The sequence below is a fragment of the Domibacillus sp. A3M-37 genome (assembly GCF_024213455.1).
Classification (GTDB): domain Bacteria; phylum Bacillota; class Bacilli; order Bacillales; family Domibacillaceae; genus Domibacillus; species Domibacillus tundrae.
Window position 1 is genome coordinate 93,982 of sequence record NZ_JANAVL010000007.1, and the last position, 13,541, is coordinate 107,522.

At 45.5% G+C, this 13,541-nt stretch carries 15 protein-coding genes; all 15 read right to left on the reverse strand.

Annotated elements, in window-relative coordinates; all coding sequences use genetic code 11:
- Positions 1–39: 39 nt before the first annotated feature.
- The 15 genes from folE to prsW all read right to left on the reverse strand — a co-directional run bounded on the left by folE (position 40) and on the right by prsW (position 13,522).
- Positions 40–609, reverse strand: coding sequence for a GTP cyclohydrolase I FolE (folE, locus tag NLX67_RS12500; RefSeq protein WP_046180497.1), 570 nt, complete (start codon positions 607–609; stop codon positions 40–42).
- A 154-nt stretch (positions 610–763) separates the two neighbouring features.
- Positions 764–1,036: an HU family DNA-binding protein gene (locus tag NLX67_RS12505; RefSeq protein WP_046173727.1), complete on the reverse strand. Its 273-nt coding sequence runs from the start codon at positions 1,034–1,036 to the stop codon at positions 764–766.
- Positions 1,037–1,211: 175 nt separating this feature from the next.
- Positions 1,212–2,687, reverse strand: coding sequence for a stage IV sporulation protein A (gene spoIVA / locus NLX67_RS12510; protein ID WP_046180496.1), 1,476 nt, complete (start codon positions 2,685–2,687; stop codon positions 1,212–1,214).
- A 95-nt stretch (positions 2,688–2,782) separates the two neighbouring features.
- Positions 2,783–3,502: a hypothetical protein gene (locus NLX67_RS12515; RefSeq protein ID WP_046180607.1), complete on the reverse strand. Its 720-nt coding sequence runs from the start codon at positions 3,500–3,502 to the stop codon at positions 2,783–2,785.
- Between the two features lie 28 nt (positions 3,503–3,530).
- A complete protein-coding gene (locus tag NLX67_RS12520; RefSeq protein ID WP_375143377.1) occupies positions 3,531–3,737 on the reverse strand; it encodes a DUF2768 domain-containing protein in 207 nt (68 codons plus the stop codon).
- Positions 3,738–3,755: 18 nt separating this feature from the next.
- A complete protein-coding gene (locus tag NLX67_RS12525; RefSeq protein ID WP_254312028.1) occupies positions 3,756–4,790 on the reverse strand; it encodes an NAD(P)H-dependent glycerol-3-phosphate dehydrogenase in 1,035 nt (344 codons plus the stop codon).
- A gap of 21 nt (positions 4,791–4,811) precedes the next feature.
- Entirely contained in the window at positions 4,812–6,122 is a 1,311-nt protein-coding gene (gene der / locus NLX67_RS12530) for a ribosome biogenesis GTPase Der (protein ID WP_046180494.1), read from the reverse strand.
- Between the two features lie 118 nt (positions 6,123–6,240).
- A complete protein-coding gene (fni, locus tag NLX67_RS12535) occupies positions 6,241–7,311 on the reverse strand; it encodes a type 2 isopentenyl-diphosphate Delta-isomerase (RefSeq protein WP_254311960.1) in 1,071 nt (356 codons plus the stop codon).
- A 15-nt stretch (positions 7,312–7,326) separates the two neighbouring features.
- Positions 7,327–8,466: a 30S ribosomal protein S1 gene (gene rpsA, locus NLX67_RS12540; protein WP_046180492.1), complete on the reverse strand. Its 1,140-nt coding sequence runs from the start codon at positions 8,464–8,466 to the stop codon at positions 7,327–7,329.
- A gap of 91 nt (positions 8,467–8,557) precedes the next feature.
- Entirely contained in the window at positions 8,558–9,145 is a 588-nt protein-coding gene (locus NLX67_RS12545) for a lysophospholipid acyltransferase family protein (RefSeq protein ID WP_254311961.1), read from the reverse strand.
- A 3-nt stretch (positions 9,146–9,148) separates the two neighbouring features.
- A complete protein-coding gene (gene cmk / locus NLX67_RS12550; protein WP_254311962.1) occupies positions 9,149–9,820 on the reverse strand; it encodes a (d)CMP kinase in 672 nt (223 codons plus the stop codon).
- Between the two features lie 84 nt (positions 9,821–9,904).
- The gene (locus tag NLX67_RS12555; protein WP_254311963.1) at positions 9,905–10,567 is read right to left on the reverse strand and encodes a flagellar brake protein; all 663 of its coding nucleotides are present in this window, start codon (positions 10,565–10,567) and stop codon (positions 9,905–9,907) included.
- A 93-nt stretch (positions 10,568–10,660) separates the two neighbouring features.
- The gene (gene ypeB, locus NLX67_RS12560) at positions 10,661–11,998 is read right to left on the reverse strand and encodes a germination protein YpeB (RefSeq protein ID WP_254311964.1); all 1,338 of its coding nucleotides are present in this window, start codon (positions 11,996–11,998) and stop codon (positions 10,661–10,663) included.
- A gap of 12 nt (positions 11,999–12,010) precedes the next feature.
- On the reverse strand, positions 12,011–12,760 hold the full coding sequence (sleB, locus tag NLX67_RS12565; protein ID WP_254311965.1) for a spore cortex-lytic enzyme: 750 nt from the start codon (positions 12,758–12,760) through the stop codon (positions 12,011–12,013).
- Between the two features lie 93 nt (positions 12,761–12,853).
- Positions 12,854–13,522 (reverse strand): glutamic-type intramembrane protease PrsW, encoded by a 669-nt coding sequence (gene prsW / locus NLX67_RS12570; RefSeq protein WP_254311966.1) that lies wholly within the window; start codon positions 13,520–13,522, stop codon positions 12,854–12,856.
- Positions 13,523–13,541: the final 19 nt, after the last annotated feature.

Genomic DNA, 13,541 nt, shown 5'->3' on the forward strand with positions numbered 1-13,541 from the left:
GTCTTTATTGCGTACATTTAGTATATCATACTCGTGTTCTCATGACGAACGAATGAGCGAAAGCAGTTCAGTCCGCAGCTGAGCATCGTTTTGGTACAATCCGCGTGCTGCAGTTGTCACGGTTTTCGCGCCTGGCTTTTTTACGCCGCGCATCGCCATGCACATGTGCTCCGCTTGGACAATCACCATAACGCCATGCGGCTGCAGCATATCCATAATGGAATCCGCTACTTCACTCGTGATACGTTCTTGCAGCTGTGGGCGGCGGGCGACCGATTCTACTGCCCGCGCAAGTTTGCTTAGTCCCGTCACTTTTCCGCCTTTTGGCAAGTACGCCACATGGGCATGACCAAAAAACGGAACAAGATGATGTTCACACATTGAATAAAAAGGAATATCCTTTACAAGCACGAGTTCTTCGTATTGCTCTTCAAATACCGTTTCGAAATAATGCCTCGGGTCGATGTGAAGACCAGAAAACGCTTCTTCATACATTTTCGCTACCCGTTTTGGTGTATCTTGAAGGCCTTCCCGGTCTGGATTTTCGCCGACTGCTTCCAAAATAAGGCGCACTGCCTGCTGAATTTTGGCATGATCTACTTCAGCCATCTTTATCACTCCTGTATACATATATTGCATGTTTATTGTTTGTACTGCACTTCATCTTAGCATATCGATTCCTACCCCGGCAAAAAGAAGTGTTCAAAAAAAGGGACTGCCCCAATTGGGGCAGTCCCACTTCTAGCCGGATTAGGCTATGTACTTATTTAACCGCATCTTTAAGCGCTTTACCAGGTTTAAATGCCGGTACTTTGCTTGCAGCGATTTCGATTTCTTCGCCTGTTTGCGGATTGCGTCCTTTACGTGCTGAACGTTCGCGTACTTCGAAATTGCCGAAACCGATCAATTGTACTTTGTCGCCCTTTGCCAATGTATCTTGGATGGCATCGAAAAGAGCGTCAACTGCTTTTGTTGCGTCTTTCTTAGAAAGTTCTGCTGTTTCCGCAACTTCATTGATCAAATCAGTTTTGTTCATGCCATTCACCTCCTCCCGCATGAGACCCGATAAACATTGTTATATCAATGTTTTACCGTAATTCTGTTAAAAGAGTATCACATGTGTTCGGTCATATCAAGCAGAATCCATCTCAATTGGGCATTTTCCCCGTTTTCAATGAAAAAAGACTCCCATTTTGAGAGTCTGACGCACTTTATAGTAAAATGGCAATCATGCCGCCCGAGCCTTCGTTAATGATTTTTTCCAGTGTATCTTTTAATTTGCTGCGGGCATGATCCGGCATTAATGACACTTTCGATTGAATGCCGTCCCGGACTATCGAACTTAAATTGCGGCCAAAAATATCACTTTCCCAAATGGACAACGGATCTTCTTCAAAATCTTTCATGACGTGGTGAACAAGTTCTTCACTTTGTTTTTCGGTACCAATAATAGGCGAAAATTCCGATTCAATATCTACTTGAATCATATGAATGGATGGCGCCACCGCTTTCATTCGAACGCCATAACGCGCGCCGTGACGAATGATTTTAGGCTCTTCTAAGCGCATCTCACTCATGGGCGGAACAGCAACGCCATAGCCGGTCTGCTTCACCATTCTCAGTGCTTCTTCCACCTGTCCGTACTCTTCTTTAATACGCGCATAATGCTGCATAATTTCAAGCAAGTGCTCTTTTCCACGCAGCGGCTCCCCGATAATTTCATTTACAATCGTTTCATATAAACCATCTGGTGCGTGAACATTTATTTCAGCAATTCCCTGCCCCATGTCCATTCCCGTTAAAACGGCGGACTCGATATACTCACCGCCGCCAAATTGATCAACGACACGGTTTACGTCCCGTAATCTTTTGATATCTTTTACCGTTTCTTTCACCATTTCATTGTATTTGTCCCGCAGCCAATGGGCTTCATCAAGCGCCATAATCCAGGAGGGAAGATGGACGTTTACTTCATGAACCGGAAACTCAAATAACGCTTCCTGCAGGACATGAAGCACATTGGCTTCCGTCATGGATTCAACCGACATAGCGAGCACGGGAATATCATATTTTTCAGACAGTTCCTGCTGCAGCTGCATCGTTTCAAGATGTTCAGGACGTGCCGAGTTAATAATTAAAATAAACGGTTTGCCGACTTCCTTTAAGCCATTTACTGCCTTTTCCTCGGCCTCAACGTATGAACTTCTCCGCATTTCGCCAAATGACCCGTCCGTCGTGACGACAACGCCAATCGTTGAATGCTCTTCAATCACTTTTCGCGTCCCAATATCAGCCGCTTCATCAAACGGAATTGGCTCGTCATGCCACGGCGTCTGAATCATTCGTGGACCATGCTCATCTTCATACCCCTTCGCTTCCGGCACGACATAGCCCACACAATCCACGAGTCTGATGTTGACTAGGACGCCGCCCGCTTGAACGGCAGCTGCACGGCTTGGGACAAATTTTGGCTCAGTTGTCATAATCGTTCTGCCTGACGCACTTTGCGGCAGTTCATCCTGCGCGCGTCGGCGTTCGGATTCACTATCCATATTCGGGAGGACGAGCAGCTCCATAAACCGCTTTATAAACGTTGATTTTCCCGTTCTAACGGCACCGACAACGCCTAAATAAATATCGCCTTCTGTTCGTTCAGCGATATCTTTCATCAATTCTGTTTTTTCCATAAGCAGCCCCCTTCCGTGTTAAACGGCTCGTCCGCCGCCTGCCTTACAGTGTATGAGCTACTTTTGAAATATATGCAAAAAAAGAAGCCCGCATGTTACTCAGGCTTCTGTTTGTTCATAAAAATAGGTTCTCCCTGTGCGTCTACTGTATAAGGCAGCGAGTATGCAGGGACAAACGGTGATGATTGAACGAGCAAATAGCGAATGTCACTACCGGGCGCAGGCGGTGTATCCGTTTTTTGCAGGGCAGCGTACAAGTCAGCCGCATAATCAATGTAGAGCGTCCCATTACCGCTCATGACAAGCGGCAGCTGCTTGCCGGAATACGGACTTGTTACGTACGGTTCATCCTCAAACCCAAGCTCCGTGAAGTCCAGTGAATACACGTCATCGGCCAGCGTGTCTTTAAACGGCGGATATTCATGGGCGATGAGACGGATGTTGATGCTTCGAATTTGCTCTGCTACACGCAAATCAATTAGTTTCACAGTAGGATCCGTTTCGACATCGACAAGGACATACTGATAAATGCCGCCGCTTTCAAATGCATTTCCAGGCGCTTCTGCCATAAAGCGAGGAGATATTTTGTTGAAGTCAATTAGATACTTTTCATAAAGATCCGGATCGTCTTCTTTTGTTTTAATTGGCAAGATGCCGCCTTCTTCTGTCTGAAACTGATCGACAGCCGACTGAACCGACTGAAGCTGGTCTTCATATGGCTGTTCATTTTGGTTTAAATTTTCGTCTGGATATAGACAGCCGCTCAACATAAAAGAGAGCAGCGTAATGGAGAAAAGAAGCAAGCTTTTTCTCATATTCATTTTTTACTCATTCACCTCTTTGCTAGCGGGTCGGACCGCTTAATACTACATACACGACGATGAGTCCGCCGACAATCATGCATAAATAAGCAAACAGCGCCGTTAATCCCTTTAAAAGGCCGTTGCTAAATTTATAACGGCTTAAATAAATCGAGAAAATGGAGACAATCATCAGCCCCATTCCGGCAAATGAAATCCACATTTTCAGCATGGATGGTGACATGGTCATTCGTCCTTTCTGCTAGTCCTACTTTGTATCCAAAATATCGATTAAGTCTTCGAGCTCATGTTTTTTCACACGGGCCATTAATTCGTCTACTGCTTTTTTCGGATCCTGCTGCTCAAATAAAACTTGATAAAGCGCATTTGTAATAGGCATTTGCACGTCGTATTTTTTCGAAAGCTGATGACCCGCTTTTGTTGTGCGGACGCCTTCTACAACCATGCCCATACTTTGGAGCACTTCGTCGAGCTTTTTCCCTTGACCCAGCATATTGCCAGCCCGCCAGTTTCTTGAGTGAACGCTTGTACACGTAACAATTAAGTCCCCAATACCGGCAAGACCTGAAAACGTAAGCGGATTGGCGCCCATTTTTGTTCCGAGACGGGCAATTTCTGCCAGGCCGCGCGTAATAAGCGCCGCTTTTGCATTATCACCGTAGCCGAGACCGTCAGAAATTCCGGCGGCCAGCGCAATAATATTTTTAAGCGCCCCGCCAATTTCTACCCCAATCATGTCTGGGTTTGTATACACACGAAAGTGCTGATTCATAAATAAATCCTGCGTTTTTTGTGCGGCTGCTGCTGATTTAGACGATACTGCGACCGTCGTTGGATGACGAAGGCTTACTTCCTCTGCATGAGACGGGCCGGACAGCACGACCACATTCTTTAGGACCCTTTCCGGCATTTCCTGCTCAATCATTTCGGAAATCCGCAGAAGCGAATCCGGCTCGATTCCTTTAGAAACATGAACGACTGTTAGAGGTACTTTAGCCGCTTCCACGACCTGCTGGGCGACTTCTCGGACCGCTTTTGTCGGTACGGCCATTATTACCGTTTCAACGTCCTCCAGCGCTTCAATGAGTGACGTTGTTCCTTTAATATGCTCAGACAAGGAAATATCCGGCAGATACCGGCTGTTTGTATGATAGGTGTTTAGTTCATCAATTCGCTCTTCATTTTTTGCCCATACATAAACGTCATGTCCGTTATCGGCAAGCACGAGCGCAAGGGCTGTTCCCCAGCTTCCCGCTCCAAGCACTGCGATTTTTTCTGTCATGTGAAACACAGCCTTTCCACCTTATTTTCTTGCACGCGCAATAATGTGAATCGGCGTCCCTTCAAACGCGAATGCATCCCGAATGCGGTTTTCAAGAAAGCGAAGATACGAAAAATGCATGAGTTCCGGTTCATTGACAAACACGACAAATGTCGGCGGCTTGACGGCTACTTGCGTCGCATAATAAACACGCAGGCGTCTTCCTTTGTCGGATGGCGCTGGATTCATCGCGACTGCATCTGTAATAACATCGTTTAAAACGCTGGATTGAACGCGCATCGAGTGACTTTCACTCGCCCGGTCAATGTACGGTATTAACGTATGAATACGTTTTTTCGTTAACGCAGATAGGAAAACGATTGGCGCGTAATCCAAAAATTGAAAATGGCTGCGAATGTTTTCTTCAAATTCACCCATCGTTTTTTCATCTTTTTCTACGGCATCCCATTTATTCACGACGATCACAACCGCTCGTCCTGCTTCATGGGCATAGCCGGCAATATGTTTGTCTTGTTCACGAATGCCTTCTTCTGCATCCAGAACGACTAAAACAACGTCAGAGCGTTCAATGGCTCTCATGGCACGAAGCACACTATATTTTTCGGTTGTTTCGTATACTTTTCCACGCTTGCGCATACCGGCTGTATCGATAATAACGTATTTTTGACCGTTATACGTATAAGGAGAATCAACTGCGTCGCGTGTCGTGCCGGCAATATCGCTGACAATAACACGATCTTCGCCAAGCAGCGCATTCGTTAATGATGATTTGCCTACGTTTGGACGGCCGATTAAAGAGAATTTAATCACATCATCCTCATATGGCTTGTCTTCACCTTTCGGGAAATGTGACACAACTTCATCTAACAGATCGCCGAGACCAATCCCATGCGAGCCTGAAATTGGATAAATTTCGCCAAAACCAAGCGAATAAAAGTCATAAATATCCGCCCGCATATCCGGGTTATCAATTTTATTGACGCCAAGGACGATGGGCTTTTTTGACCGGTACAAAATTTTTGCTACTTCTTCATCCGCCGATGTGACGCCCTCACGGCCATTGACGATAAAAATAATCACATCTGCTTCGTCAATCGCAATTTCTGCCTGTTGGCGAATTTGTTCTAAAAAAGGCTCGTCGCTTAAATCAATGCCGCCTGTATCAATTAAGTTGAATTCATGGGTCAGCCACTCACCTGCGCTGTAAATACGGTCCCGCGTTACACCCGGCACATCTTCGACAATTGAAATACGTTCGCCGGCAATCCGGTTAAAAATCGTTGATTTGCCAACATTTGGCCTTCCAACGATTGCAACAGTCCGTTTCATCATTACATCTTTCCCTTCAATGGTTCATCGATTTATACTCATTTGTTTGTATTTTGTTCAAAAGAAAACCCTTCTGCCGCGAGAAGGGGTTCAATCAACATCTTATTTTATCACATTTCGATTATGAATCAAATGGCGCCGGTATTCGAACCGCAAATCGTTCTGGTTCAAGTCCTCGTATACGCAGCCACTGTTCCGTCTGGCCGAAAATTATGAGCGGTGCCCTGTGCAGCTGGTCAATCGATTTGGCTCCCAGGGCGCACATCATCATCCGCATTTCTGTCTTCATTTGATTAATATACTCAATAAGCGCCTCTTGTCCGCCGGTTAGCAAAATGTTCAGTAAAAAACCAGACAGCCCGGCTGCTGAAGCACCAAGTGCAAGTGACTTGACAACGTCTTCTGCATGCTGAAGGCCTCCTGATGCAATGACCGGTTTATTCGGTGCCCCGGAGACCGTTTCAACAATCGATACAGCAGTCGGAATGCCCCAATTATTAAAAAAAGACATGGAGCGCGCAGATCGTTCATTTTCAACAGCCGCAAAATTTGTACCGCCAAATCCGGCCGTATCAATGGCCGCTAACGGCAATTCATTTAGCAGCTGCGCCGTTTCACGGCTAATGCCAAAACCGGTTTCTTTTACAATCACCGGTACATCTACTCGATCACAAATCGCCGCAATTCGGTCCATGGCACCGCGAAAGTCACGATCTCCTTCGGGCATGGCCAGCTCTTGAATCACATTTAAATGAACTTGCAAACCATCTGCTTCAATCATGTCACATACTGCTTTCGCTTCATCTACTGTCGCTTCTGAGCCAATATTAGCCAGCAGCACACCACTTGGGTTAGCTTTTCGTGCTGCTTGAAATGTCAGACGTTCTTCCGGATGGCGAAGTGCCGACATTTGAGAGCCGACCGCCATCGGAATATCACACACGGCCGCCACTTCTGCCAGTTGTGCATTAATATCTGCTGTTGTTTGTCCGCCCCCGCCTGTCATCGCATTCACAAAAATCGGCGAACTCCACTGAAGTCCGCCGATTTTGGTCGATAGCGATATATCTTTGACAGAGGAATCTGGGAGACTGCGATGAACGAATTGAATGTTATCCAACCCGGTTCCCCGGCTTTGTCCCGTCGACAACGCATAATGAATATGGTCGATCTTTCGTTCCACTCTGCTCAAGTTGTCATCACCGTCTTATTTCAAGTCTTTTAGCTGATCGCCTAAAATATCACCAATTTGGAAGCCAGAGCTTTCTTCCGGCATTTCATATGAATCAACCATTTCTTCCGGCTCGTGCTCTTCAAATGATTTCATGCTGAGCGATAAACGGTGTTCTTGTTCATTTGCATCAAGCACTTTTACTTTTACATGCTGTCCCTCTTCAAGCACTTCATGAGGTGTGCCAATATGACGATTGGAAATTTGAGAAATGTGAACCAGCCCTTCTACACCCGGGAACACTTCAACAAATGCACCGTATGAAACAAGGCGCTTCACCGTTCCTTCATGTTCAGATCCAATTGGCGCACGATCCGCAATATTTTCCCACGGTCCAGGCAATGTCTCTTTAATAGATAAAGAAATCCTTTCACTGTCACGGTCAATCGAAAGTACTTTCACTTTTACATCTTGACCCTCTGTCAATACATCCGATGGTTTTTCCACATGGTCATGTGAAAGCTGGGAAATATGAACAAGTCCGTCAACACCGCCGATGTCAACAAATGCACCGAAATCTGTCAGGCGCTGTACTTTTCCATCTATGACGTCTCCTGCTTGAATATCTTCAAGTACTTTTTGTTTATTTTCTGCTTTTTCAATATCTAAAACCGCCCGGTGTGATAAAATCAACCGGTTTTTATCTTGTTCAAGCTCGACAATTTTGAGCTTCATAACGCGGCCTTTATAATCTTCAAAATCTTCAACGAAGTGATCTTCCACAAGTGAAGCCGGGATAAATCCGCGAATGCCAAGATCGACAACGAGACCGCCTTTAACAACTTCTTTAATCTCCGCTTCAAAAATGGTGCCTTCCTCAAAACGCTTTTGCATGTCATCCCAAGCGGTTTCTGCATCCGCTTTTCGTTTTGATAAAACGTATAGATCATCTTCTTCTTTTGTTACGAGCAGTTCAAGCTCGTCGCCTTCTTTGACGACGTCCGATGCTTTTTCTACGTGAAGGCTTGACAGTTCACTGATGGGAATAATGCCGTCTTTCTTGCTGTCCGGAATTTCCACCTGGACCTGCTTTTCTTCGACTTTCACGACCGTGGCGCGAACTTTATCACCAACGGTGTAGTTATTCACTTCTGCTTGGTTCATATCCTCTGTCATATGTAATCCTCCTCAATACAAAACTGCGTCAATTTTAAAAAATTCTTACTTTTAACTTCTTACAAACGTGCGAATTTGTCAAGCCAGAAGCTCACACGGAATGCTCTTTTATCAACTTTCCGATTGCCTGCATAATCGCCTCAGTTGCTTCCTCAGCAGAGGCTTTCCGTTCACGAAGCGGCTTCATGTCAATTGGCGGTCCGTATACGACGTGCAGCTTTTTGCCGATTTTATATGGTCCAACGACCGCGCACGGTACAACAGCCGCATCGGTTCGGAGAGCAAAAAAGCCGGCCCCTGCAAGTCCTTTTCCCAATTTCCCATCTTTAGACCGTGTTCCTTCTGGGAAAAGGCCGAGCACCTGTCCCTCTTTAAGCATTCTTAATCCATTGCGCAGCGCTTCCCGGTCGCTCATGCCCCGCTTGACGGGAAATGCGTTCAGCCCTCTCATTAATTTCCCCGTCCATTTTGTTTTAAACAGCTCTTCTTTTGCCATGAAACGAACCGGCCGATTCGCTGTGATGCCGACAACCGGCGGATCGAGGTTATTAATGTGATTCGCACAAAGAAGAACACCGCCTTCTTTTGGAAAATGCTCAAGACCCGTGACGTGAATACGGTAAGCGGGAGTTAAAATGGTTTTCACAGCTGTTTTTGCGATTGTATAAAAGGTTACCATTTGTTATTCCCCCGCTTTGGCTGCAGCCATAATCGCTGCAGCTACCTGTTCAATGGACATAAATGTCGTGTCAATTTCAATGGCATCCTCTGCTTTTTTCAGCGGCGATTCAACTCGCTCCGTGTCCATTTTGTCACGTGCAGCAATCTCTCTTTTTAAATTCTCCAAATCTGATGAAAATCCTTTTTTTGAATTTTCAGCATGACGCCGTTTTGCCCGTTCGTCTACACCCGCCAGTAAAAAAATCTTCACATCGGCTTTTGGAAGAACACTTGTGCCAATATCGCGTCCGTCCATGACCACGCCGCCTTTTGCAGCTAATTCCTGCTGGCGGATCGTCATATCACGGCGAACTTCGCTATGCCGGGCTACGGCTGAGACATTGTTCGTCACTTTGTCCGTCCGAATGGCTTCCGTTACGTCTGTTTCATCTACACGAACAATCTGTCCATCTTCTCCCTGCTCCAGGGAAATAACCGTATCCTTCAATAACTGACCAAGAGCTTTCCCGTCTTCTACATCTATGTTATTTTGAAGTGCTTTATACGTTATAGCCCTGTACATCGCGCCTGTATCAATATAAATAAAAGAAAGCCGTGCGGCCACAATTTTTGCAACTGTACTTTTTCCTGCAGCAGCAGGTCCATCAATGGCAATTTGCAATTGTTTACCCATCTCGTCACCTCATCCAAAAAGTCTTATTCATTTTATCATAGATTGTATTGGACACAAAAAAGAACCCAGACTTTGGGCTCTTCGTTATTCCACTCCTTTTTTGCGCAGCTGCAGCTGTTGTTCAAAGCAAAAACGCATGAGCATTTGCTGTTCCGCATAAACAAGATCCTTAAATTGAAAAGACCCAACGCGCCGTCCGCTTTTTTTATCTTCATAAATTCGAACCAGCTCAGCCATTGCTTCAATATAGCGGGGTTCTGTATGCTGCGACGGAATTACGCCATACACTTTTGCTTCTGTCCCTTTATCAGCATGAGCTGATTCGGGAAGTACAATTGCCATACCGCCCGCGCTTATGTCTTCCGTCACGGAAGAAAATGAAGGCATCCCATCAACCTCAACCGCTACATCGACCGCTTTTTGCACCCGGACAAATTTCCGGCGCTGTACGCGGACGTAATTGTTTAAACCAGGGTCATGCAGCATGAGCATCGGAATTTCCTTTTTGACGCGGCCGATTACTTCTGTATGGAAAAGGAAAATAGCGGATGAAGCAGCAGGGTCGATAAAACTAACTGCCAGCTGCATACCGTCCAGAAGAAAAACCGTCCGGTTCGTCTGTACACTAACCGGATAGTCAATAAATAGTTTTCCCTCTTCAATATCTACTACTTTGCATCGATATTCTTCTTTTTTGTCGTTTCCATCAAACGGCTCCATGGTAATTGTCCTACCGGGTTCAAGCATCCATATCCCTCTTTTTTCCTTAATACGCCTTATGACCTAAAGCGTTCACTGGAAAAAATTATAAAGGATTCACCAGCTGAATGCAATATCCCATTACAAGGCGTACCCGGCTTCAGCTTCTGACAGCTTTTCAATCCGCTCTTCCTTGCCGTTGTCTGCATTAATAAAGACGCGATACGAAGCCGTTCCGTTTTCCGCTAAAAATTCGTAACACAGTACATCTTTCATTTCATTATTCGTTACAATTGCCTTATGTGTTTCCATGACTGTAAGTTTTGGATGCAGTTCTTTTTTCGCTTGTTCCTCTGTTAAAGCAGGTTTAGGAATCGTCCGTTCCTTTTTGTTCTTCCAATAATTTTGTGCTTCAAGACCTGTAACTGCTCCTGTATCCAATGCTGTTTTAACCGTCACAGACTCCGGATAAATCAGTGTGTCATCTATTTTTTTCGTAAAGGTAAACACACCCGTATGATCATATTGAGCGCTGTTTGTCTCCACCATGCCCTCAAATCCGTGCTTTTTCAAAAAAGCGGCTGCTTTTTCAGAAGCAGCGTGTAAGCTGATCCGGCTTTTTCCCGGTGTTGTGTTAACCGTAAAAGTTAACGGGTAGCCGCCTTTTTTCGTAATGTCCATTGTTGCTTCCTCACCGTTTTGCCCGGTGACAGACACGTTATAAAATGGAACTGCCGCTCCCTTTAAACTGCTTTCAACCGAGGTAACCTCCGCATCGACCTGAAAATAATCTTTTGCTTTTTCGGCTGCTTCTTTTTTCGTAATGGGGGGCCCCGTCAATTTTTTCAAGGCATCATCCGAAACGGATTTTTCTACTTGGGTTGCTCCAAAGGTATTTGTTTCCGAAAATTCAGACGCTTTTTTTTCAAGGTTATTAAACCCGTCAATAACGGTATTGTCTTTCGGCTCATCTCCGTCAGCCGCTGCATGTGCAACATCCGTCCAGCGTAAATTTTGATCGATAACAGACATCTGCACCGTACGAAGTTCTTTTTGAATATCAGCCGCCTGCTTATAAAGTGATTCCAGCTGTTCGTATTCTTTATCAGTAAGCGGCTCCGTATCAAGATCACGGACTGCCGTCTTATACGTAAAGTCACCACTGGTGCCTAAAAATTCCTCTGTTTTTGAGAAAGGCATAAACCCGAGCGGCAGACGGCTGATTGCGTTATGGGCTTCTGATGTAAGGCGCCAAACGTCTGTTAATGCCGGTGTTAAATTGGTCTTCGAGTTCATCGCGAGTGCTTCACCGGTCCGGTCATGAATAACATCCACCTGATACACAAGTTCATGAAATGCCTGCTGATAGCCGTTTTCTGCTTCGATCATCATCGCTTGTTTTTGCTGATACTGGCTAAATCCCCATATGGCTGTCACCACAAGCAAAACGGCCAAAGCTGCCGTTAAAAATGTCCGCATTCCCGGTTCCTCCTATTCGCAATAAATATGCTTTCCAATTTTTTTTATTTGTGGCCGCGTCCAGATCCAATCGCTCGTTGCTGTGTCTGGATTAAAGTAATAAAGTGCTTCGCCGGTCGGATCCCAGCCATTAATTGCATCTAACACCGCTTTTTTCGCTTTTTCATTCGGAGTCAGCCAGATTTGCCCGTCTGCTACCGCCGTAAACGCACCTGGTTCAAAGATGACGCCTGATACTGTGTTCGGAAATGCTTGGCTCGCTACCCGGTTTAAAATAACTGCAGCAACCGCTACCTGTCCCTCATAAGGCTCACCCCGCGCTTCTCCATAAACCGCATTAGCCATAAGCTGAATATCATTTTGGGAAAAACCAGTCGGTGTATTCACAGACTGTGCAGACGTCTCAGCACCGCCATAATACGTAAATCCTTTTCCTTTTCGAATTTGGCTTTTCACGTGTGCTTCATCATACTTAGATGCCTGTTCAAGTTTCCGCTTTGTCGCCTCTCCCGCTAAGCCATCTACCGGCAAGCCGAATGATTCTTGAAAGTTTCGCAGCGCCCAGTACGTAGACCAGCCAAACACACCGTCGATCGGATCTCGGTAATATCCGGTATATTGAAGCCTTGATTGCAATTCAATAACATCGTCCCCCTCCGCCCCGCGCTGAATAATTTGTCCCGAAAATGCACCCGCATGCCCGGATGCAAGCAGAAGAACGATCGTCAAAAAAACAGCAATCTGCTTTTTCCATTTTGTCAATTTCGTTCACCATCCTATCGAAATATACGAATAGTTTGTCATCAACTTCTTTTTTTATACGAAAAAAAGAGGCGCTCGAGAGAGCAGCCTCTTTTACATTTTCAGCCTATGATAAACATCTGTCAGTACATGTGCTTTTTTCACTTTTCTCATCGCAAACCACCATAAAAACAGCATGAATGGAACCATATAGTAGATCCATGTGCTTTCAATAAATAAAATATAGTCAAATGAACCGTGCAGGAAAAACGGCAAAAACAAGGCAAGCGCGAGCATTTTCTTTTCCAAATGCCGGTCTCCAAACTTTGCCCGGCTGAAATAATAGCCCATAATGGCGCCAAATAGCGCATGGCTCGATACCGGCAAAAGAGCTCTCATAAAAGCATATTCTACTCCATGCGCCGCTAAATAAAGCACATTTTCGGCCGTCGCAAACCCGAGCGATATACTCGTTGCATACACGATGCCGTCATAAGGCTCATCAAAGTGTGTATGTGTGTAAATAAGAAAGTACAAAACGAACCACTTCATAAATTCCTCCGGCATAGCCGTCGATAAAAACGCCTGCATAAACCCGTTGCCGACAATTTGCTCTTCTTCAAGCACATACTGTAAAAACATAACCGGAAACGTGACGACGCCGCCGCATAAAAAGGCTTTGGCCACTGTAGCAACCGGTTCAGTTTCATAGCGGTCACGCAAATAAAAAAAGACCAGAAGCGCAAGACCGGGTGCAATTCCCGCTGAAAGAATCGGGATCATACACGTTTCCTCTTTTCTT